The organism is Sphingobium tyrosinilyticum (genome assembly GCF_042654265.1).
Lineage (GTDB): Bacteria > Pseudomonadota > Alphaproteobacteria > Sphingomonadales > Sphingomonadaceae > Sphingobium > Sphingobium tyrosinilyticum.
The window spans coordinates 274,769-292,344 of record NZ_JBHSFZ010000001.1; the positions used below are offsets into that span (position 1 = coordinate 274,769).

Annotated in this window: 26 protein-coding genes; 1 reads left to right on the forward strand and 25 read right to left on the reverse strand. The window is 62.2% G+C overall.

Annotated features, from left to right (window positions below):
* Window positions 1–127: 127 nt before the first annotated feature.
* The 25 genes from rplO to rpsL all read right to left on the reverse strand — a co-directional run bounded on the left by rplO (window position 128) and on the right by rpsL (window position 14,830).
* Window positions 128–661: a 50S ribosomal protein L15 gene (gene rplO, locus ACFO3E_RS01360; protein ID WP_066525395.1), complete on the reverse strand. Its 534-nt coding sequence runs from the start codon at window positions 659–661 to the stop codon at window positions 128–130.
* 194 nt (window positions 662–855) lie between these two features.
* The gene (gene rpmD / locus ACFO3E_RS01365; RefSeq protein WP_066525397.1) at window positions 856–1,032 is read right to left on the reverse strand and encodes a 50S ribosomal protein L30; all 177 of its coding nucleotides are present in this window, start codon (window positions 1,030–1,032) and stop codon (window positions 856–858) included.
* Between the two features lie 6 nt (window positions 1,033–1,038).
* Complete coding sequence (gene rpsE, locus ACFO3E_RS01370; RefSeq protein WP_082919562.1) at window positions 1,039–1,767, reverse strand: 30S ribosomal protein S5; 729 nt, start codon at window positions 1,765–1,767, stop codon at window positions 1,039–1,041.
* A 2-nt stretch (window positions 1,768–1,769) separates the two neighbouring features.
* Window positions 1,770–2,123, reverse strand: coding sequence for a 50S ribosomal protein L18 (rplR, locus tag ACFO3E_RS01375; RefSeq protein ID WP_066525400.1), 354 nt, complete (start codon window positions 2,121–2,123; stop codon window positions 1,770–1,772).
* A 1-nt stretch (window position 2,124) separates the two neighbouring features.
* A complete protein-coding gene (rplF, locus tag ACFO3E_RS01380; RefSeq protein WP_066525402.1) occupies window positions 2,125–2,658 on the reverse strand; it encodes a 50S ribosomal protein L6 in 534 nt (177 codons plus the stop codon).
* A complete protein-coding gene (gene rpsH, locus ACFO3E_RS01385) occupies window positions 2,658–3,053 on the reverse strand; it encodes a 30S ribosomal protein S8 (protein WP_066525405.1) in 396 nt (131 codons plus the stop codon). Before rpsH ends, rplF begins: the two co-directional genes overlap by 1 nt.
* Window positions 3,054–3,065: 12 nt before the next feature.
* On the reverse strand, window positions 3,066–3,371 hold the full coding sequence (gene rpsN, locus ACFO3E_RS01390) for a 30S ribosomal protein S14 (protein ID WP_007686564.1): 306 nt from the start codon (window positions 3,369–3,371) through the stop codon (window positions 3,066–3,068).
* A 53-nt stretch (window positions 3,372–3,424) separates the two neighbouring features.
* Complete coding sequence (gene rplE, locus ACFO3E_RS01395) at window positions 3,425–3,997, reverse strand: 50S ribosomal protein L5 (RefSeq protein WP_066525408.1); 573 nt, start codon at window positions 3,995–3,997, stop codon at window positions 3,425–3,427.
* Window positions 3,997–4,308 carry a 50S ribosomal protein L24 gene (rplX, locus tag ACFO3E_RS01400; RefSeq protein WP_066525414.1) on the reverse strand — a complete coding sequence of 104 codons (312 nt, stop codon included), beginning with the start codon at window positions 4,306–4,308 and terminating at the stop codon, window positions 3,997–3,999. The genes rplE and rplX overlap by 1 nt, the downstream gene beginning before the upstream one ends.
* A complete protein-coding gene (gene rplN, locus ACFO3E_RS01405) occupies window positions 4,308–4,676 on the reverse strand; it encodes a 50S ribosomal protein L14 (protein WP_007686569.1) in 369 nt (122 codons plus the stop codon). Before rplN ends, rplX begins: the two co-directional genes overlap by 1 nt.
* 165 nt (window positions 4,677–4,841) lie before the next feature.
* Complete coding sequence (gene rpsQ / locus ACFO3E_RS01410; RefSeq protein WP_006960320.1) at window positions 4,842–5,105, reverse strand: 30S ribosomal protein S17; 264 nt, start codon at window positions 5,103–5,105, stop codon at window positions 4,842–4,844.
* A 12-nt stretch (window positions 5,106–5,117) separates the two neighbouring features.
* The gene (rpmC, locus tag ACFO3E_RS01415) at window positions 5,118–5,321 is read right to left on the reverse strand and encodes a 50S ribosomal protein L29 (RefSeq protein WP_021244952.1); all 204 of its coding nucleotides are present in this window, start codon (window positions 5,319–5,321) and stop codon (window positions 5,118–5,120) included.
* Between the two features lie 3 nt (window positions 5,322–5,324).
* Entirely contained in the window at window positions 5,325–5,756 is a 432-nt protein-coding gene (gene rplP / locus ACFO3E_RS01420; RefSeq protein ID WP_037464435.1) for a 50S ribosomal protein L16, read from the reverse strand.
* Between the two features lie 21 nt (window positions 5,757–5,777).
* Complete coding sequence (rpsC, locus tag ACFO3E_RS01425) at window positions 5,778–6,473, reverse strand: 30S ribosomal protein S3 (RefSeq protein ID WP_066525416.1); 696 nt, start codon at window positions 6,471–6,473, stop codon at window positions 5,778–5,780.
* A 4-nt stretch (window positions 6,474–6,477) separates the two neighbouring features.
* The gene (rplV, locus tag ACFO3E_RS01430) at window positions 6,478–6,864 is read right to left on the reverse strand and encodes a 50S ribosomal protein L22 (protein WP_066525420.1); all 387 of its coding nucleotides are present in this window, start codon (window positions 6,862–6,864) and stop codon (window positions 6,478–6,480) included.
* A complete protein-coding gene (gene rpsS, locus ACFO3E_RS01435; protein WP_007686576.1) occupies window positions 6,864–7,142 on the reverse strand; it encodes a 30S ribosomal protein S19 in 279 nt (92 codons plus the stop codon). Before rpsS ends, rplV begins: the two co-directional genes overlap by 1 nt.
* A 5-nt stretch (window positions 7,143–7,147) precedes the next feature.
* Entirely contained in the window at window positions 7,148–7,984 is an 837-nt protein-coding gene (gene rplB, locus ACFO3E_RS01440) for a 50S ribosomal protein L2 (protein WP_066525423.1), read from the reverse strand.
* A gap of 2 nt (window positions 7,985–7,986) precedes the next feature.
* The gene (locus tag ACFO3E_RS01445; RefSeq protein WP_066525425.1) at window positions 7,987–8,304 is read right to left on the reverse strand and encodes a 50S ribosomal protein L23; all 318 of its coding nucleotides are present in this window, start codon (window positions 8,302–8,304) and stop codon (window positions 7,987–7,989) included.
* Window positions 8,297–8,920, reverse strand: a complete 624-nt coding sequence (rplD, locus tag ACFO3E_RS01450; RefSeq protein WP_066525428.1) for a 50S ribosomal protein L4 — start codon at window positions 8,918–8,920, stop codon at window positions 8,297–8,299. The genes ACFO3E_RS01445 and rplD overlap by 8 nt, the downstream gene beginning before the upstream one ends.
* Before the next feature lie 2 nt (window positions 8,921–8,922).
* The gene (rplC, locus tag ACFO3E_RS01455; RefSeq protein ID WP_066525430.1) at window positions 8,923–9,678 is read right to left on the reverse strand and encodes a 50S ribosomal protein L3; all 756 of its coding nucleotides are present in this window, start codon (window positions 9,676–9,678) and stop codon (window positions 8,923–8,925) included.
* Between the two features lie 271 nt (window positions 9,679–9,949).
* Window positions 9,950–10,258, reverse strand: coding sequence for a 30S ribosomal protein S10 (gene rpsJ / locus ACFO3E_RS01460; RefSeq protein WP_007686587.1), 309 nt, complete (start codon window positions 10,256–10,258; stop codon window positions 9,950–9,952).
* A 144-nt stretch (window positions 10,259–10,402) separates the two neighbouring features.
* Window positions 10,403–11,593, reverse strand: a complete 1,191-nt coding sequence (gene tuf / locus ACFO3E_RS01465; protein ID WP_066525434.1) for an elongation factor Tu — start codon at window positions 11,591–11,593, stop codon at window positions 10,403–10,405.
* A 136-nt stretch (window positions 11,594–11,729) separates the two neighbouring features.
* Complete coding sequence (fusA, locus tag ACFO3E_RS01470; protein WP_066525438.1) at window positions 11,730–13,823, reverse strand: elongation factor G; 2,094 nt, start codon at window positions 13,821–13,823, stop codon at window positions 11,730–11,732.
* A gap of 151 nt (window positions 13,824–13,974) precedes the next feature.
* Complete coding sequence (rpsG, locus tag ACFO3E_RS01475; RefSeq protein ID WP_037464411.1) at window positions 13,975–14,445, reverse strand: 30S ribosomal protein S7; 471 nt, start codon at window positions 14,443–14,445, stop codon at window positions 13,975–13,977.
* 13 nt (window positions 14,446–14,458) lie between these two features.
* A complete protein-coding gene (gene rpsL, locus ACFO3E_RS01480; protein WP_007686591.1) occupies window positions 14,459–14,830 on the reverse strand; it encodes a 30S ribosomal protein S12 in 372 nt (123 codons plus the stop codon).
* Between the two features lie 361 nt (window positions 14,831–15,191).
* Here rpsL and ACFO3E_RS01485 point away from each other — a divergent pair, with 361 nt between their 5' ends.
* Window positions 15,192–17,477: a putative bifunctional diguanylate cyclase/phosphodiesterase gene (locus tag ACFO3E_RS01485; protein ID WP_380801894.1), complete on the forward strand. Its 2,286-nt coding sequence runs from the start codon at window positions 15,192–15,194 to the stop codon at window positions 17,475–17,477.
* Window positions 17,478–17,576: the final 99 nt, after the last annotated feature.

The window sequence follows — 17,576 nt, forward strand, 5'->3', positions numbered from 1 at the left end:
TTAGCGAGCGCGATCCGCCCTGTCGAACGGGGAGTTGCGCTTCACGCGACAAAGCTTCCCTGAAACAGATGACCCCGCCGGCCCATATCGGACAGCGGGGTCATGCTTGCAAGCCTCGGAAGTCGGCTCAGCCCTTCTTGGCGGCCTTCTTCGCAGCCAGGGCGGTGCCCTTCTTGGCCTTTGCCTTCTCGGCCGCCGGCACGACCTCAATCACTTCGACCTTGCCGCCAGCCTTTTCGACCGCCTCGATGGCGCCCTTCGAAGCTCCGGAGACGAGCAGGTTGACCTTGGCGGTCAGCTCGCCCTTGCCGAGCAGACGGACGCCGTCCTTGCCGCCGCGCGACAAAGCAGCAGCCTTCAGCGCCGCATGGTCGATGGTCGCATTGGCGTCCAGCTTGCCGGCGTCGATCGCCTTCTGCAGCGCGCCCAGGTTCACGATCGCGTAATCCTTGGCGAAGATGTTGTTGAAGCCCCGCTTAGGCAGACGCATGTGGAGCGGCATCTGACCGCCCTCGAAGCCGTTGATGGCGACGCCCGAGCGTGCCTTGGCACCCTTCTGGCCGCGACCGGCGGTCTTGCCCTTGCCCGAGCCGATACCGCGGCCGACGCGCATCCGGCCCTTGCGGGCGCCGGCATTGTCGTTGAGTTCGTTAAGCTTCATGATGTGCACTCGCTTTCGCTATGTTCGCGCTGAAAACACGTAATCCTCTCCCGCACGCGGGAGAGGATATGGAGGCTTGCCAGCTTGCTGGTTAGCCGAAGCGGGAGAGGGCTTCTGCCCTCACCGCTGCAACCAAGGCCCACCCTGCGGACCCAAGTCTCGCTGCCTCCCCCGCACGCGGGAGAGGCAAGGGGTCAGTCGACCACCTGCACCATATGGGGCAGCTTCTTGATGGCACCGCGGACTTCCGCCGTGTCTTCCAACTCCACCACTCGATGCATCTTGCCGAGGCCCAGGCCGATCAGAATCTTCTTCTGGTCGGCAGGGCGGCGGATCGGCGAACCGATCTGCTTGATCTTGATCTTCGCCATGTCGCTTTACTCCGCAATCGCTTCGGCATCAGCCTGCGCGACTTCGGCCGAGGCGCCACCGCGACGCAGAAGGTCGGCGACCTTCTTGCCACGACGCTGCGCCACCGACTTCGGGCTGGTCTGTTCGCCCAGCGCCGCGAAGGTCGCACGGATCATGTTATAGGGGTTGGACGTGCCGTTCGACTTGGTCACGACGTCCGCCACGCCGAGGCTTTCGAACACGGCGCGCATCGGACCACCGGCGATGATGCCGGTACCGGCCGGAGCCGAACGGACCGTCACCTTGCCCGCGCCAAAATGGCCAAGGCCATCATGGTGCAGCGTGCGGCCTTCCTTCAGCGGAACGCGAACCATCGCCTTCTTGGCCGAAGCGGTCGCCTTGCTGATGGCTTCGGGCACTTCGCGCGCCTTGCCATGGCCGAAGCCCGCGCGGCCCTTGCCGTCGCCGACAACGACCAGAGCAGCGAAACCGAAACGCTTACCGCCCTTGACGGTCTTCGAGACGCGGTTGATGTGAACCAGCTTCTCGATCAGCTCTTCGCCCTGCTCCTCGTCGCGGTTGCCGCGACGGTCGTCGCGACGGCCACGGCCGCCACGCTCGCCACGGTTGCGGTCACCGCCACCCCGGTTGCCACGGCCACGGCCGGGACCACGACCTTCGGTCGGTGCGGCTTCGCCGCCCTCGACAGCAGCGGGAGCGCCCGCCTGCGACTGGATATCGTTTTCGTCAGCCATGATCAGAACTCCAGCCCGCCTTCGCGGGCGGCATCGGCCAGCGCCTTGACGCGGCCATGGAAGAGGAAGCCACCACGGTCGAATACGACGCGGGTGACGCCGGCAGCAGTCGCCGCGGCGGCGACACGCTTGCCGACTTCAGCGGCTGCTTCGGAAGTGGCGCCGGTCTTACCACGCACGTCCTTGTCCAGGGTCGATGCGGCGGCCAGGGTCTTGCCCTGCGCATCATCAATGACCTGGGCGTAGATGTGGCGGCCCGAACGGTGGACGCTGAGGCGGGGCTTGTGGCCCGAAACTGCCTTGAGCGCGGTGCGGACGCGGCGACGACGCCGCGCGAAGAGGGAAAGCTTTGCCATCTTACTTCTTCTTCCCTTCCTTGCGGAAGATGAACTCGCCGGCGTACTTGATACCCTTGCCCTTATAGGGTTCGGGCTTGCGCCAGCGGCGGATCTCGGCGGCGACCTGACCCACCTTTTGCTTGTCAATGCCGCTGATCTCGACCGTGGTGTTATCCGGGGTCTTGATCTCGATCCCTTCAGGGATCTCGAAATCGACATCGTGCGAATAGCCGAGCTGCAGCTTCAAAGTCTTGCCCTGCGAGTTGGCGCGGTAACCCACGCCGGTGATCAGCAGCTTCTTCGAGAAACCCTCGGTCACGCCGGTGACAAGGTTCTGGATCAGCGTGCGCTGCATGCCCCAGAAAGCCCGTGCGGCTTTGGTGTCATTGGCCGGCTTCACCAGAATGCTGCCGTCCTCGATCGTGTAGCTGATCTCGTCGCGCAGCGGCAGCGCCAAGGTGCCCTTGGGGCCCTTGACCGACAGCAGCCCGCCTTCGATCGACGCCGTCACGCCCGAAGGCACGGCAATCGGCTTTTTACCCGTGCGGCTCATCAGAACACCTCCGCCAGCACTTCGCCGCCGACATTCTGCTCGCGCGCTTCCGCGTCGGACAGAACGCCGCGAGGCGTCGAGACAATGGTGATGCCCAAGCCGTTGCGCACGATCGGCAGTTCCTTGGAACCCGAATAGACGCGGCGACCAGGCTTGGACACGCGAGCGACATGCTTGATCGCAGGCTGGCCCTCGAAATATTTCAGTTCAATGCGCAGGCCGGGATGCTTGCCGAGCGTTTCCTCGGAATAGCCACGGATGTAACCTTCGCGCTGCAGCACGTCGAGCACACGGGCCCGAAGCTTCGAAGCGGGGGACACAACGCTGTCCTTCTTCGCCTGCTGCCCGTTGCGGATGCGGGTGAGCATATCACCCAGGGGATCGGTCAATGCCATCTCAAATGATCCTTACCAGCTCGACTTGGTGACGCCGGGGATCAGGCCCTTGTTGGCCAGATCACGCAGCTGCACGCGGCAGAGACGGAATTTGCGGTAGTAGGCCCGGGGACGGCCCGTCAGCTCGCAGCGGTTACGCACGCGAGTCGGGTTGCCGTTGCGGGGGATCTCCGCCATCTTCAGACGCGCGATCAGACGATCGCTGTCATCAGCGGTCGTATCATTCGCGATCGCCTTGAGCTTCGCATAGCGGCCGGCATATTTCTTCACCAGCTTCTTGCGGCGCTCGTTCTTGTTGATCGAACTCAGTTTCGCCATGACTTAAGTTCTCTTCCTTAGCTTTTAGCGTTTGGGAGAGAAGCGGGACCCGTTCAGGCCGCCTGCTTCTCTTCGAGCGGGAAGGGGAAGCCGAAGAGACGCAGCAATTCGCGCGCTTCCTCGTCCGTCTTCGCCGTGGTGGTCACGATGATGTCCATGCCGCGCACCTTGTCGATGCGGTCATAGTTGATCTCGGGGAAGATGATCTGCTCCTTGATGCCGAAGGCATAGTTGCCACGGCCGTCGAAGCTCTTCGGATTGAGACCTCGGAAGTCGCGCACACGGGGCAGAGCGACGTTGATCAGACGATCAAGGAACTCGTACATGCGCTCGCGACGCAACGTGACCTTGGCGCCGATGGGCATGCCTTCACGCAGCTTGAACTGCGCGATCGACTTGCGGGCCTTGGTGATGACCGGCTTCTGGCCGGCGATCAGCTCCATTTCCTCGGCGGCCGAAGTGACCTTCTTCTTGTCCTGAGTCGCTTCGCCGACGCCCATATTGAGCGTGATCTTTTCGATCTTGGGCACTTCCATGACGTTCTTGTAACCGAACTTCTCGGTCATCGCCTTGGCGATTTCGGCGTCATAGAGCGACTTGGAGCGCGGAGTGTACTTGTCGCTCATTACAGCACCTCACCGGACTTGACGGCGACGCGGACCTTCTTGCCGTCGCGGTCCTCGAAACGGACGCGGGTCGGCTTGCCATCCTTGTCGGCGACAGCGACGTTCGAAATGTGGAGCGGCGCGGGCTTGCGCTCGATACCACCCTGCGGGTTCGCCTGGTCGGGCTTGCGGTGACGCGCGTGCACGTTGATGCCTTCGACGAGGACCTTGTCGTCCTTCGGCAGCACCTGCAGGACGGCGCCGGTACGGCCCTTGTCCTTGCCAGCCAGGATGACGACCTTGTCGCCCTTCTTGATTCTAGCAGCGCTCATTACAGCACCTCAGGGGCGAGCGAGATGATCTTCATGTGCTTCTTGGCGCGCAGTTCGCGAACGACCGGGCCAAAGATACGGGTGCCGATCGGCTCCTCATTCTTGTTGATGAGCACAGCGGCATTGCCGTCGAAGCGAATCACGCTGCCATCAGCGCGACGCACGTCCTTGGCGGTGCGCACGATGACGGCGCGATGCACGTCACCCTTCTTCACCTTGCCACGAGGCGCAGCTTCCTTGATCGAGACGACGATGATGTCGCCTACGCTCGCGAAGCGACGCTTCGAGCCGCCCAGCACCTTGATGCACTGGACGCGCTTGGCGCCGCTGTTGTCAGCGACGTCAAGATTGGATTGCATCTGGATCATGGATCCGGTTCCTTCTTATTTGGCCTACCGGGACGATCCCGGCGGTTCCGAATTCGTGGTTTCGACCGGAAGATTCGAAACACGAAGCGCGGGCCTGTAACCTCTTCTTTCCGAAAAGGCCAGCCCCGCGTCCGAAATTTCGACCCTTAAGGTCGGTGACTGACCTCAGGCGGCCGTTTCCGGCGACTTGTGGGTGTCCACGCGCTCGATGACCTTCCAGGTCTTGAGCTTGGAAATCGGAGCGGTCTCCTCGATGCGGACCGTTTCGCCTTCCTTGTAGACATTGCCCTCGTCATGGGCATGGTACTTCTTCGAACGGCGGATGATCTTGCCGTAGAGCGCATGCTTAACCTTGCGCTCTACGCGAACCACCACCGTCTTGTCGGTCTTGTCGGAAACCACCGTTCCCGTCAGCACGCGCTTGGGCATCGTGTGTTTCCTTTACTTCGCGGCCGAGCGCGAACGCTCGGTCTGCAGGGTCTTGATCTGCGCGATCGACCGGCGGACTTCCTTTACCCGGCTGGGCTTTTCCAGCTGGTTGGTGGCCGCCTGGAAGCGCAGATTGAACTGCTCACGCTTCAGGTTGTTGAGTTCGGTCGACAGTTCGTCGTCCGTCTTGGTCTTGAGGTCGGCAACGTTCGCCACGGCTTAGCCCTCCAGGTGCGAGGTGTCGCCGAGGCGGGCAACGACCTTGGTCTTGACGGGCAGCTTCATCGCGGCGCGCGAGAATGCCTCTGCTGCGAGCGGGCCGGGTACGCCGTCCAGTTCGAACAGGATGCGGCCGGGCTTAACGCGGGCCGCCCAATATTCGACCGAACCCTTACCCTTGCCCTGACGGACTTCGGCGGGCTTCTTCGACACCGGAACGTCGGGGAACACCCGGATCCACAAACGGCCCTGACGGCGGATGTGACGGGTGATCGCACGGCGGGCCGCCTCGATCTGGCGCGCGGTGATCCGCTCGGGCTCCAAAGCCTTAAGACCATAGGAGCCGAAGTTCAGAGCCGAACCGCCTTTGGCGTCGCCCTTGATCCGGCCCTTGAAGGTCTTGCGGAACTTCATTTTCTTCGGTTGCAGCATGACGCTATTACCTTCTTATTCTTAGCGCGCCGGGCGCACGCCGGAGGTCTGAGCCTCCAGCATCAGCCGGTCGGTGGCCATCGGATCGTGGCCCAGGATCTCACCCTTGAAGATCCAGACCTTGATACCGCAGACGCCATAGGCGGTGTGCGCCGTGGCTTCGGCATAATCGACGTTCGCACGCAGCGTGTGCAGCGGAACGCGACCTTCGCGATACCATTCGACGCGCGCGATCTCCGCGCCGCCCAGACGGCCGCCGCAGGTGATCTTGATGCCTTCGGCGCCGAGACGCAGAGCCGACTGCACCGCACGCTTCATCGCGCGACGGAACGCCACGCGGCGCTCCAGCTGATCGGCAATGCCCTGCGCAACCAGCTTGGAGTCGATTTCCGGCTTCCGGATCTCGACGATGTTCAGGCTGACGTCCGAAGAGGTCAGGCTGCCCAGCTTCTTGCGCAGCTTCTCAATGTCCGCACCCTTCTTGCCGATGATGACACCGGGACGGGCAGCGTAGATCGACACGCGGCACAGCTTTGCCGGACGCTCGATCACGACCTTGGAGATCGCAGCCTGCGGCAGGTTCTTCATGATATACTGGCGGATCTTCAGATCCTCCAGCAGCAGGCGGCCATAGTCAGCGCCTTCGGCGAACCAGCGGCTGTCCCAGGTACGGTTGATCTGCAGGCGCAGACCGATCGGATTGCTCTTGTGACCCATAGTCTTACGCCTCCGCTTCTTCAGCTGCTTCACGCACGACGATGCGCACGCGGCTGAAGGGCTTCAGGATCCGGGTCGACTTGCCACGGCCGCGAGCGTGGAAGCGCTTCATGGTGAAGCTCTTGCCCACCGATGCTTCCGCGACGACCAGAGCGTCGACGTCCAGATTGTGGTTGTTTTCCGCATTGGCGATGGCCGAAGCCAGCACCTTGCGCACATCGACCGCCATCGCCTTCTTCGAGAAGGCGAGGATGTTCAGCGCTTCCTCGACCTTGCGACCGCGGATGAGCGTGGCGACCAGGTTCAGCTTCTGGGCCGAACCACGGATCTGCGTGCCAACGGCCAGCGCCTCATTGTCGGCGACGCGACGGGGAGCCTTTTCCTTGCTCATTAGCGCTTGCCCTTCTTGTCGGCAGCGTGGCCGGGGAAGTAGCGGGTCGGGGCGAACTCACCCAGCTTGTGACCCACCATGTCCTCGTTCACCGAGACCGGCACATGCTTGCGGCCGTTATAGACGTTAAACGTCAGGCCAACGAACTGCGGCAGGATGGTGGAACGGCGCGACCAGGTCTTGATCGGACCCGAACGGCCACCGGCGTCCTGCGCCACTTCCGCCTTCTTCAGAAGGCTGAGGTCCACGAACGGACCTTTCCAGACGGAACGAGCCATCTCGCTTACCTCTTCTTCTTAGCGTGGCGGCTACGGATGATGAACTTGTCCGTCGCCTTGTTGTGGCGGGTGCGCGCACCCTTGGTCGGCTTGCCCCAGGGGGTGACCGGGTGACGGCCGCCCGAGGTGCGGCCTTCACCACCGCCGTGCGGGTGATCGACCGGGTTCTTCGCCACACCGCGCGTCAGCGGACGCTTGCCAAGCCAGCGGTTGCGGCCGGCCTTGGCGAGGTTGGTGTTAGCATTGTCCGGGTTCGACACGGCGCCGACGGTGCCCATGCAGTCCGAACGGATGTAGCGCTGTTCGCCCGAGGACAGGCGAACCATGACCATGCCACGATCGCGACCGACCAGCTGGGCGTAGGTGCCCGCCGAACGGCAGAGCTGCCCACCCTTGCCGGGCTTCATCTCGATATTGTGGATGATGGTGCCGACCGGCATCTGGCCGAGTTCCATCGCATTGCCCGGCTTCACATCGGTCTTCTTGCCCGCGACGACCTTGTCACCGGGAGCCAGACGCTGCGGCGCCAGGATATAGGCCTGGGTGCCGTCGGGATAGTTGACCAGCGCGATGAAGGCGGTGCGGTTAGGGTCATATTCCAGACGCTCGACCGTACCCTCAACGTCCCACAGACGACGCTTGAAGTCGACGATGCGGTAACGCTGCTTGTGACCGCCGGCGATGCCGCGCGAGGTCACATGGCCCTTGTTGTTGCGGCCACCGGTCTTGCGCTTGCCTTCGGTCAGCGCCTTGACGGGCTTGCCCTTGTGCAGGCCGCTGCGATCGACGAGAATCAGACCGCGCTGAGCGGGGCTCGTCGGGTTGTAGCTCTTAAGCGCCATGATCAGCGCACTCCTTCGGTGATGTCGATCGACTGACCATCAGCCAGACGAACGATCGCCTTCTTCACATCCGACCGCGTGTAGGGCTTGCCCTTCCACTTCTTGGTCTTGCCCTTGGCGACCAGCGTGTTCACGCTCTTGACGGTCACGCCCCAGAGCGCTTCAACGGCCGCCTTGATCTCCGGCTTGGTCGCATCGTTGGCGACCTTGAAGACCACGGCATTGTTCTCGGAGAGAAGGGTTGACTTCTCGGTGATGACCGGAGCGACAACGACGTCATAATGACGGTTATCGACGGTTGCGGCCTGCTTCTTAGCCATTAAAACGCGCCTCCAGCTTTTCGACCGCGGCGCGCGTCAGCACCAGCGAATCCGCCTTAAGGATGTCGTAAACGTTGGCGCCGACAGCCGGCAGCAGGTTCACGCCGACGATGTTCGCCGAAGCCTTCGCGAAGCTGACATTCACCGCGTCGCCGTCGATAAATAGCGCCTTGTTGAGGTTCAGCTTGGCGAGATGCGCGACCAGAGCCTTGGTCTTGCCTTCCGCCACATCGAGATTGTCGAGGACGATCAGCGAGCCGTCCTTCGCCTTCGACGACAGAGCCATTTTGAGGCCCAGCGCACGAACCTTCTTGTTGAGGTCGTGGCCAAAGTCGCGGGCACGGGCGCCGTGCGCCTTACCACCGCCGATGAACACGGGCGCCTTGCGATCGCCGTGACGGGCGGTACCACCACCCTTCTGGCGGCCGAACTTCTTGCCGGTACGGGCAACGTCCGAACGCTCACGGGTGGCGCGAGCCGGAGCGCGACGCTTTTCCAGCTGCCAGGTAACGACGCGATGCAGAATGTCGGTGCGGGGCTCGACGCCGAACACGGCATCGTTCAGCTCCAGCTCACCAGCCGCTGCTGCGTCGAGGGTCTGTACATTGACCTTCATGATTAGCCCTCCTGGCCTTCGGTCGCTTCGGGAGCGGCCGCTTCTTCAGCGGGCGTCTCGGCCGGAGCGGGGTTGCTGTTGGCGGCCTGCTTGAGACTCGCCGGATAGGGCGCATCAGCCGGACGCTTCACCTTGACGGCGTCGCTGACGGTCAGCCAAGTGCCCTTGGCGCCCGGAACGCTGCCCTTGACGAACAACAGGCCACGCTCGACATCGGTGCGGACGATTTCGAGGTTCTGCTGGGTCCGCTCACGGTCACCCATGTGACCCGCCATCTTCTTGTTCTTGAAGACGCGGCCCGGATCCTGGCGGTTACCGGTCGAACCATGGGCACGGTGGCTGATCGACACGCCGTGGGTGGCGCGCATACCGCCGAAGCCCCAACGCTTCATGGCACCGGCAAAACCCTTACCCTGGGTGTGACCGGCAACATCGACCAACTGACCGGCAATGAAGTGATCGGCCGCGATTTCAGCGCCGACATCGAGGAGCGCATCCTCGGCGACACGGAATTCCACCAAGCGCGCCTTGGGCTCCACTTCCGCCTTGGCGAAGTGACCGCGCTGCGGCTTGGCGACATTCTTAACCTTCGCGACACCCGCGCCGAGCTGAACCGCGACATAGCCGTCCCGATCAACTTCCTTGCGAGCCACGACCTGATTGCCCTCAAGGGCCAGAACCGTAACCGGTACATGCCGTCCGTCCTCCTGGAACAGACGGGTCATCCCGACTTTCTTAGCGATCACGCCTGTGCGCATCACTGATTACTCCCATAGAGGCCCGCCTTAGCAGCGGGCGTATCCAACGAAAAAACCGCTCAGGATCCCTCCTTCGCGGCCCAACCCAAATATAGATCACCCCGTCCGGGTTGGATGCCACCCCCTACTCGGGAACGGCGACGGGGGACCAGGACCACGAGCCTTTCCGGCTCACCGGATCGCCGTGCGGTATCCCTTGTGTCGTTTGAGCTTCCGGATCCCGGAATGCCCGATACCCTGCCCTCCCCAAGGAAAGCAGGGACTTGCCAGCTTAGGCCAGCTTGATTTCGACGTTCACGCCGGCAGCCAGGTCCAGCTTCATCAGCGCATCGACCGTCTGCGGCGTCGGCTGCACAATGTCAAGCATACGCTTGTACGTGCGGACTTCGAACTGCTCGCGCGACTTCTTGTCGATGTGCGGACCACGGTTCACCGTGAATTTTTCGATGCGCGTCGGAAGGGGAATCGGACCGCGAATAAGGGCGCCGGTGCGGCGGGCGGTGTCGGCGATGTCGCCGGTCGCCTGATCAAGCACGCGATGATCGAACGCCTTGAGGCGAATGCGGATGTTGCTGTCCATTGTTCCTGTACCGATGCGAAAGAGCCAAAAACAAACCGCCCCAGCCTTGCCCTTCTAGCTCATTCGAGCCGGAGAAAGGCGATCCGAGGCGGTTGAAATCCTCAGCGGCGCGAATCAGACGATTCGCGCCGCTGCGGTCCTATATTACTTCGAGATCGTGCCGACAACCCCGGCACCGACGGTGCGGCCGCCTTCACGGATGGCGAAGCGGAGACCCGCGTCCATCGCGATCGGGGCGATCAGCTTCACGCCGAGCTTCACATTGTCGCCAGGCATGACCATCTCGGTGCCTTCCGGCAGGATAACTTCGCCGGTGACGTCGGTGGTGCGGAAGTAGAACTGCGGGCGATAGTTCGCGAAGAATGGGGTATGACGGCCGCCTTCTTCCTTCGACAGAACATAGACTTCCGCGTCGAACTCGGTGTGCGGCGTAACCGAACCGGGCTTCGCCAGAACCTGACCACGCTCAACGTCTTCACGGCCAACGCCACGAACCAGAGCACCGATATTGTCGCCGGCTTCACCCTGATCGAGCAGCTTGCGGAACATTTCGACGCCGGTGACGGTGGTCTTGCGGGTGTCGCGGATGCCGACGATCTCGACTTCCTCACCAACCTTCACGATGCCGGTCTCGACGCGGCCGGTCACGACGGTGCCGCGGCCCGAGATCGAGAACACGTCTTCGATCGGCATCAGGAACGGCTTGTCAACCGGACGCTCCGGCTGCGGGATGAAGCTGTCAACGGCAGCCATCAGCTTCAGGACAGCCTGCTTGCCGATTTCGTCGTTGGAACCGTCCAGCGCCTTCACGGCCGAGCCGGGGATGACGGGGATGTTGTCGCCGTCGAAGTCGTAGGACGACAGCAGCTCGCGGATTTCCAGCTCAACCAGCTCGAGGATTTCCGGATCATCGACCAGATCGACCTTGTTCATGAACACGACGAGCTGGGGAACGCCGACCTGCTTGGCGAGCAGGATGTGCTCACGGGTCTGGGGCATCGGGCCGTCGGTGGCCGAAACGACGAGGATCGCGCCGTCCATCTGGGCAGCACCGGTGATCATGTTCTTGACGTAGTCAGCGTGACCCGGGCAGTCGACGTGCGCATAGTGACGGGCTTCGGTCTCATATTCGACGTGAGCGGTCGAGATGGTGATGCCGCGCTCGCGCTCTTCAGGAGCCTTGTCGATGTTGGCGTAATCAACGAAGGTCGCGCCGCCGGTTTCGGCGAGCACCTTGGTGATCGCTGCGGTCAGCGAGGTCTTGCCATGGTCGACGTGACCGATGGTGCCGATGTTGCAGTGCGGCTTGTTCCGCTCAAACTTAGCCTTAGCCATTTTATCCTACCTTCTAATCAAATCAGCTTTGGTCTGACCGCTCGGCCGCGCCTCGCGAAGGCGCGTCCATAGCAGCAAATTCACAGATTACCAGCCCCTAACCGAGCCGTTTGCACGGCCCGGCCAAGGAAAATCATCAGGCCATCTTCGCCTTGACTTCGTCCGCCACATTCTGCGGCACTTCGTCATAGTGGGAGAAGATCATCGAGTAGTTCGCACGCCCCTGGGTGAAGGAACGCAGCGAGTTCACATAGCCGAACATGTTGGCCAGCGGAACCATCGCCTCGACCACCTGCGCGTTGCCGCGGCTGTCGGTGCCCTGGATCTGGCCACGGCGGCTGTTCATGTCGCCGATGACGTCGCCCAGATATTCCTCCGGAGTGACGACTTCGACCTTCATGACCGGCTCGAGCAGCGTGATGCCCGACTTCTGCGCCGCTTCGCGCATCGCAGCGCGGCCGGTGATTTCGAACGCCAGCGCCGACGAGTCGACGTCGTGGTAGGCGCCGTCATAGAGCAGGATTTCGAAGTCGATGATCGGGAAACCGATGAGCGAGCCGGTGGCCGCCGTTTCGCGCATGCCCTTTTCGATCGCGGGGATATATTCCTTGGGAATATTACCGCCCTTGATCTCGTCCTTGAAGATGATGCCCGCACCGCGCTCGCCCGGAGTCAGCTTCACCTTGATGCGGCCGAACTGGCCGGTGCCGCCCGACTGCTTCTTGTGGGTGTAGTCGATATCGACCGGCTTCTTGAGATATTCGCGATAGGCCACCTGCGGCGCGCCGACATTCGCCTCAACCTTGAACTCACGCTTCATGCGATCGACGAGGATTTCGAGGTGCAGTTCGCCCATGCCCTTGATGATGGTCTGGCCCGATTCGTGATCGGTCGTGACGCGGAAGGACGGATCCTCGGCAGCCAGGCGGTTGAGCGCGACGCCCATCTTTTCCTGGTCCGCCTTGGTCTTGGGTTCGACCGACAGCTCGATGACCGGCTCCGGGAATTCCATCCGCTCCAGGATGATCGGCTGGCGCTCGGCGCACAGCGTATCGCCGGTGGTGGTTTCCTTCATGCCGGCCAGCGCGACGATGTCGCCGGCATAAGCGGCATCGATGTCCTCACGCGAGTTCGCGTGCATGAGGAGCATACGGCCGATCTTTTCCTTCTTGTCTTTGACCGAGTTCAGATAGGTGCCCTTGGTCAGGGTACCCGAATAAACGCGCAGGAAGGTCAGCGAGCCGACAAACGGATCGTTCATGATCTTGAACGCCAAGCCCGAGAAGGGCGCGTCGTCTGCGGTCGCGCGGCTGTCGGGCTGATCGTTGTCGGGGTTGATGCCCTGAACGTCCTCGATGTCGAGCGGCGAAGGCAGATAGTCGACGACCGCGTCGAGCAGGGGCTGGACACCCTTGTTCTTGAAAGCCGAGCCGCACAGCACCGGCACGAACGACTGGTTCAACGTGCCCTTGCGGATCAGCTTCTTGAGCGTAGCGACGTCGGGCTCATTGCCTTCCAGATAGGCTTCCATCGCCTCGTCGTCCTGTTCGACGGCAAGTTCGATCAGCTTCTCGCGATATTCGGCAGCCTTGTCGGCGAGGTCGTCCGGGATCGCTTCATAGGAGAATTCGGCGCCCAGATTCTCATCCTTCCAGATGATGGCGCGATTCTCGACCAGATCGACAAGGCCCTTGAACTCCGATTCCGCGCCGATGGGCAGATAGAGGACGGCCGGGGTCGCGCCCAGGCGATCGATGATCGTCTGCACGCAATAATAGAAATTGGCGCCGGTGCGGTCGAGCTTGTTGATGAAGCACATCCGCGGAACCTTGTACTTGTCCGCCTGGCGCCACACGGTCTCCGACTGCGGCTCGACGCCGGCAACGCCGTCGAACGCGGCGACCGCGCCGTCCAGCACGCGCAGCGAACGCTCGACTTCGATGGTGAAGTCGACGTGGCCGGGGGTGTCGATGATGTTCAGGCGATGCTCGGGGCCCTTGCCCTCTTCGGCCTTCCACACGCAGGTGGTCGCAGCCGAGGTGATGGTGATACCACGCTCCTGCTCCTGCTCCATCCAGTCCATGGTGGCGGCGCCGTCATGGACTTCGCCGATCTTGTAGGACTTGCCGGTATAGTAAAGGATACGCTCGGTCGTGGTGGTCTTGCCGGCGTCGATATGCGCCATGATACCGAAATTGCGATAGCGTTCGAGCGGATGGCTGCGGGCCATGATGCTTCTCCGTTGCCGGCACGCCGGCGGTGAGTGAATGAGTCTTGCGGCTGGCCCCTAAACCAATCCGTCCGCCATGGGTAGCCCCACGGCGAACGGACCGATCTTCAAAACCATGATAGGGAGCGGGCACGGGAGCGCCCGCTTCACATTACCAGCGGTAGTGCGAGAAGGCGCGGTTCGCTTCCGCCATGCGGTGCGTGTCTTCGCGCTTCTTCACGGCATTGCCGCGGTTGTTGGCGGCGTCCAGCAGCTCACCCGACAGACGGGCGGCCATGGTGGTTTCGCTGCGGTTGCGCGAAGCCGTGATCAACCAGCGGATGGCCAGCGCCTGGGCGCGCTCGGGGCGCACTTCGACGGGAACCTGGTAGGTCGCACCACCAACGCGGCGGCTGCGGACCTCGATGCCGGGCTTCACATTGTTCAGCGCATCATGGAACATCGCGATTGGGTCCTTCTTGGACTTCGTCTCGACGGTTTCGAGCGCACCGTAAACGATGGACTCGGCGACGGCCTTCTTGCCGTCCTGCATGATGCTGTTCATGAACTTCGACAGCACGATATCACCGAACTTGGGATCGGGCAGGATAACGCGCTTTTCTGGGCGACGACGACGTGACATGCTCTAGTCTCCCTTACTTCGGACGCTTCGCGCCGTACTTCGAACGGCTCTGCTTACGGTCCTTGACGCCCTGGGTATCCAGAACGCCGCGCAGCACATGGTAGCGCACACCGGGAAGGTCGCGTACGCGACCGCCGCGGATCAGCACAACGCTGTGCTCCTGAAGGTTGTGGCCTTCACCCGGAATGTAGGTGATGACTTCGCGCTGGTTGACCAGACGCACCTTCGCCACCTTGCGGAGAGCCGAGTTCGGCTTCTTCGGGGTCGTCGTGTAAACACGGGTGCAAACGCCGCGCTTTTGCGGGTTCGCTTCCATTGCAGGGACCTTCGACTTGGTCTTCTGCAGCTCGCGGCCCTTGCGGACCAGCTGGTTGATTGTTGGCATGAAGCCCTTCACCTTTTCAGTTACTTTACCGGAACCATCCCCGCGTTGCTTGCTGCAGAAAGGCGCGAAGCCTTAAAACAGCAAAGGTCCCGGAGGGCAGATGCCCCCTGGACCGCAAGAGCAGCCGGCAATGTTCAGCTCTGCCCAGAACCCTTGGCCTGAAGACGAATCTGTCAGGATTTCCGGTAGCTGAGCAGGCGCGCCTATAGACATGGCGTCATTCAGGGTCAAGCGGCGGCCCGACAAACTTCGTTTCGCGTGCGAACCGGCATGGTGAACGACTCATTAGGAAATTGCTAAGGGTAGGCAAGCTATTGTTTCTAAACAGGCGCCCACTCACGAGCGCCCATATGGACAGGTCGTGACCCCACTTTCTCCTTTTACCGGCGAGTTTTGCAACCCGGCCCGGGAAGCTGCATTTCAGGGGGAGCGGCTGCCTGAGTCGTGCCGCCATGCGCGCACCCTGTTTATCCTTTCTGCGATCCTCAATGCGCTGTTCCTGATAAGCGATTGGCGTTTCGCCGGTACGCCTCATTTTTGGGTAGCCATTCCGGCGCGGCTGACGGTCGTACTCTGGTCGCTGGTCTGCCTGTCATTCAGCCGCAGGATGACTGATTTCAAGGCGGTCGAGCGCCTCTGCTTCATATGGCAGATCGTCACCGCGATCGGCGTCGCCTTCCTAGTCAGTTCACGCAGCGACATAGCCATTTTCGTGTTGGTGATGCTGCCGCTGGTCTTCTATCTTGTCGTGCCTACCAGCTTTCGCGGCAATTTCGGGGGCGGTCTCGGCTGTGGGATCGCGCTGCTGATCGGCTATCTCTCGCCTGCGCCTTTATCGCCGACGACGCCAGGAATGATCCTGGCAGTGCTGATGCTCCACTGCGGCATGTGGATCGCCATCAGCCGGACCAACCGCCTCCAACGGCAGGAATGGTTGGCGAGCCAGGCGGCCCAGGAAGCCCGGGCAGCCCTTGCGAGCAACAGCGAAACGCTTGAGCGCATGTTCATGAGCGTGCCGATCCCTCTGCTGGTTACGCGCCCGGACGGCACCGTTGTCCGCTTCAACGACGCAGCCGCCCGCGCTTTCGGCTCGGACGGTGATATCTCCCGCGTACATCTGTTGGGCGAAGGCGCAGCAGCCAAGGCCAGCCTGCGCGACCAGATCGCAACCGGAGAAGCGGTGGACAATCAGGAATGCCGCATCGTGGGCAAGGACGCCGTTGTTCACGACGTCCTGCTTGCCTCGCGCCCTATCATGGTGGGGGGGGAGGAATGCGTCCTTTCCAGCATCGTCGATATAACCGACCGGAAGGAGGCAGAGCGGCATCTTGCCCATCTCGCCATGACCGACGCGCTCACCGGCCTTGCCAATCGATCGCACTTCATGGCGACGCTGGCGCAGGCGGCCAGTGCGACCGACCGGGCCGGCGGGCAGATGGCGGTGGTGCTGATCGACGTCGATGAGTTCAAGCGGATCAACGATAGCGCGGGGCATGATGTGGGCGACGCGCTGCTCTGCGCAGTCGGCGAGCGACTGCGCACTGCGGTTCGGCCCGGGGATCTGGTCGCGCGCATGGGTGGGGATGAATTTGCCGTACTGCTGACCCGGCTACGCAACGCATCCGACCTGGAGACTATATTGGCGCGGATGACGGCACAGTTGCACCAGCCGTTGAGCCACGGCGCTCGCGATGTGGACTGCCGTGTAAGCATGGGTGTAGCGCTCTTCCCCGAACATGCGGGCGACATCGCGGACCTCATGAAATTCGCCGACATCGCCCTTTATGAAGCAAAGAATGGCGGCCGCGGCCGGGCTTGCCTGTTCGAGCCTTGGCTGCTGGAGCGATGGCAGCGCGAGGCCCGTATGCTGGAACGCGCGCGCCATGCGCTGGTCCACGCGCCGCCCGCACCCTGGTATCAGCCCAAGGTCGATCTTGCGACCGGAGCGATCATCGGCTTCGAAGCGCTCCTCCGCTGTGTCCGTGCAGATGGAACCATTATCATGCCCGGCGAGATCGCCGCGGCGTTTGAACATTCGGAACTGGGCCGCACAATCACTGACCGGATGCTGGCACAAGTGCTTGCCGACTGCCGTCGATGGCACGAACATGGGCTTGATATCGGCCATGTCGCGATCAATGTGCCGGGCGTGGAACTGCACGACAGCGGCTTTCCCGATCGCCTGATCGCGCAATTGGAAAAAGTGGGCGTGCCGCCTTCGAAGATCGAGTTGGAGGTGACCGAATCAGTCTTCCTTGGCCGCAATGCCGAAGTTGTGGAACGCAGCCTGCACCGGTTGAGCAGCGCGGGCATATCCATTGCGCTCGATGATTTCGGCACGGGCTATGCGTCGCTCTCTCACCTCAAGCAATTTCCGATCGACGTCATCAAGATCGACCAGCGCTTCGTCCGCGATCTCGAGACTGATCCGGATGATGCGGCCATTGTACGGACGTTGCTCAATCTCGCCTACAGCCTCAATATCCGTACTGTGGCGGAAGGCGTCGAGAATGTGCACCAGCTCGACTATCTTCGAGCGGGCGGATGTCATTATGCACAGGGCTTCCACTTTGGCGCCGCCGTGCCTTCAGCCGAGGTTCCTGCCCTGCTTGGCTGGCATGCCGCCGCGATCTCCCAAATCGGCTGAAAATATTTTGTCGGGTCGGGAACCGGACTGCCGATAACACGTTTCACCCCACCTTCATTTCGACTCGTCACGAGTCCGTTCCAGCGGATTCGCGCGTCC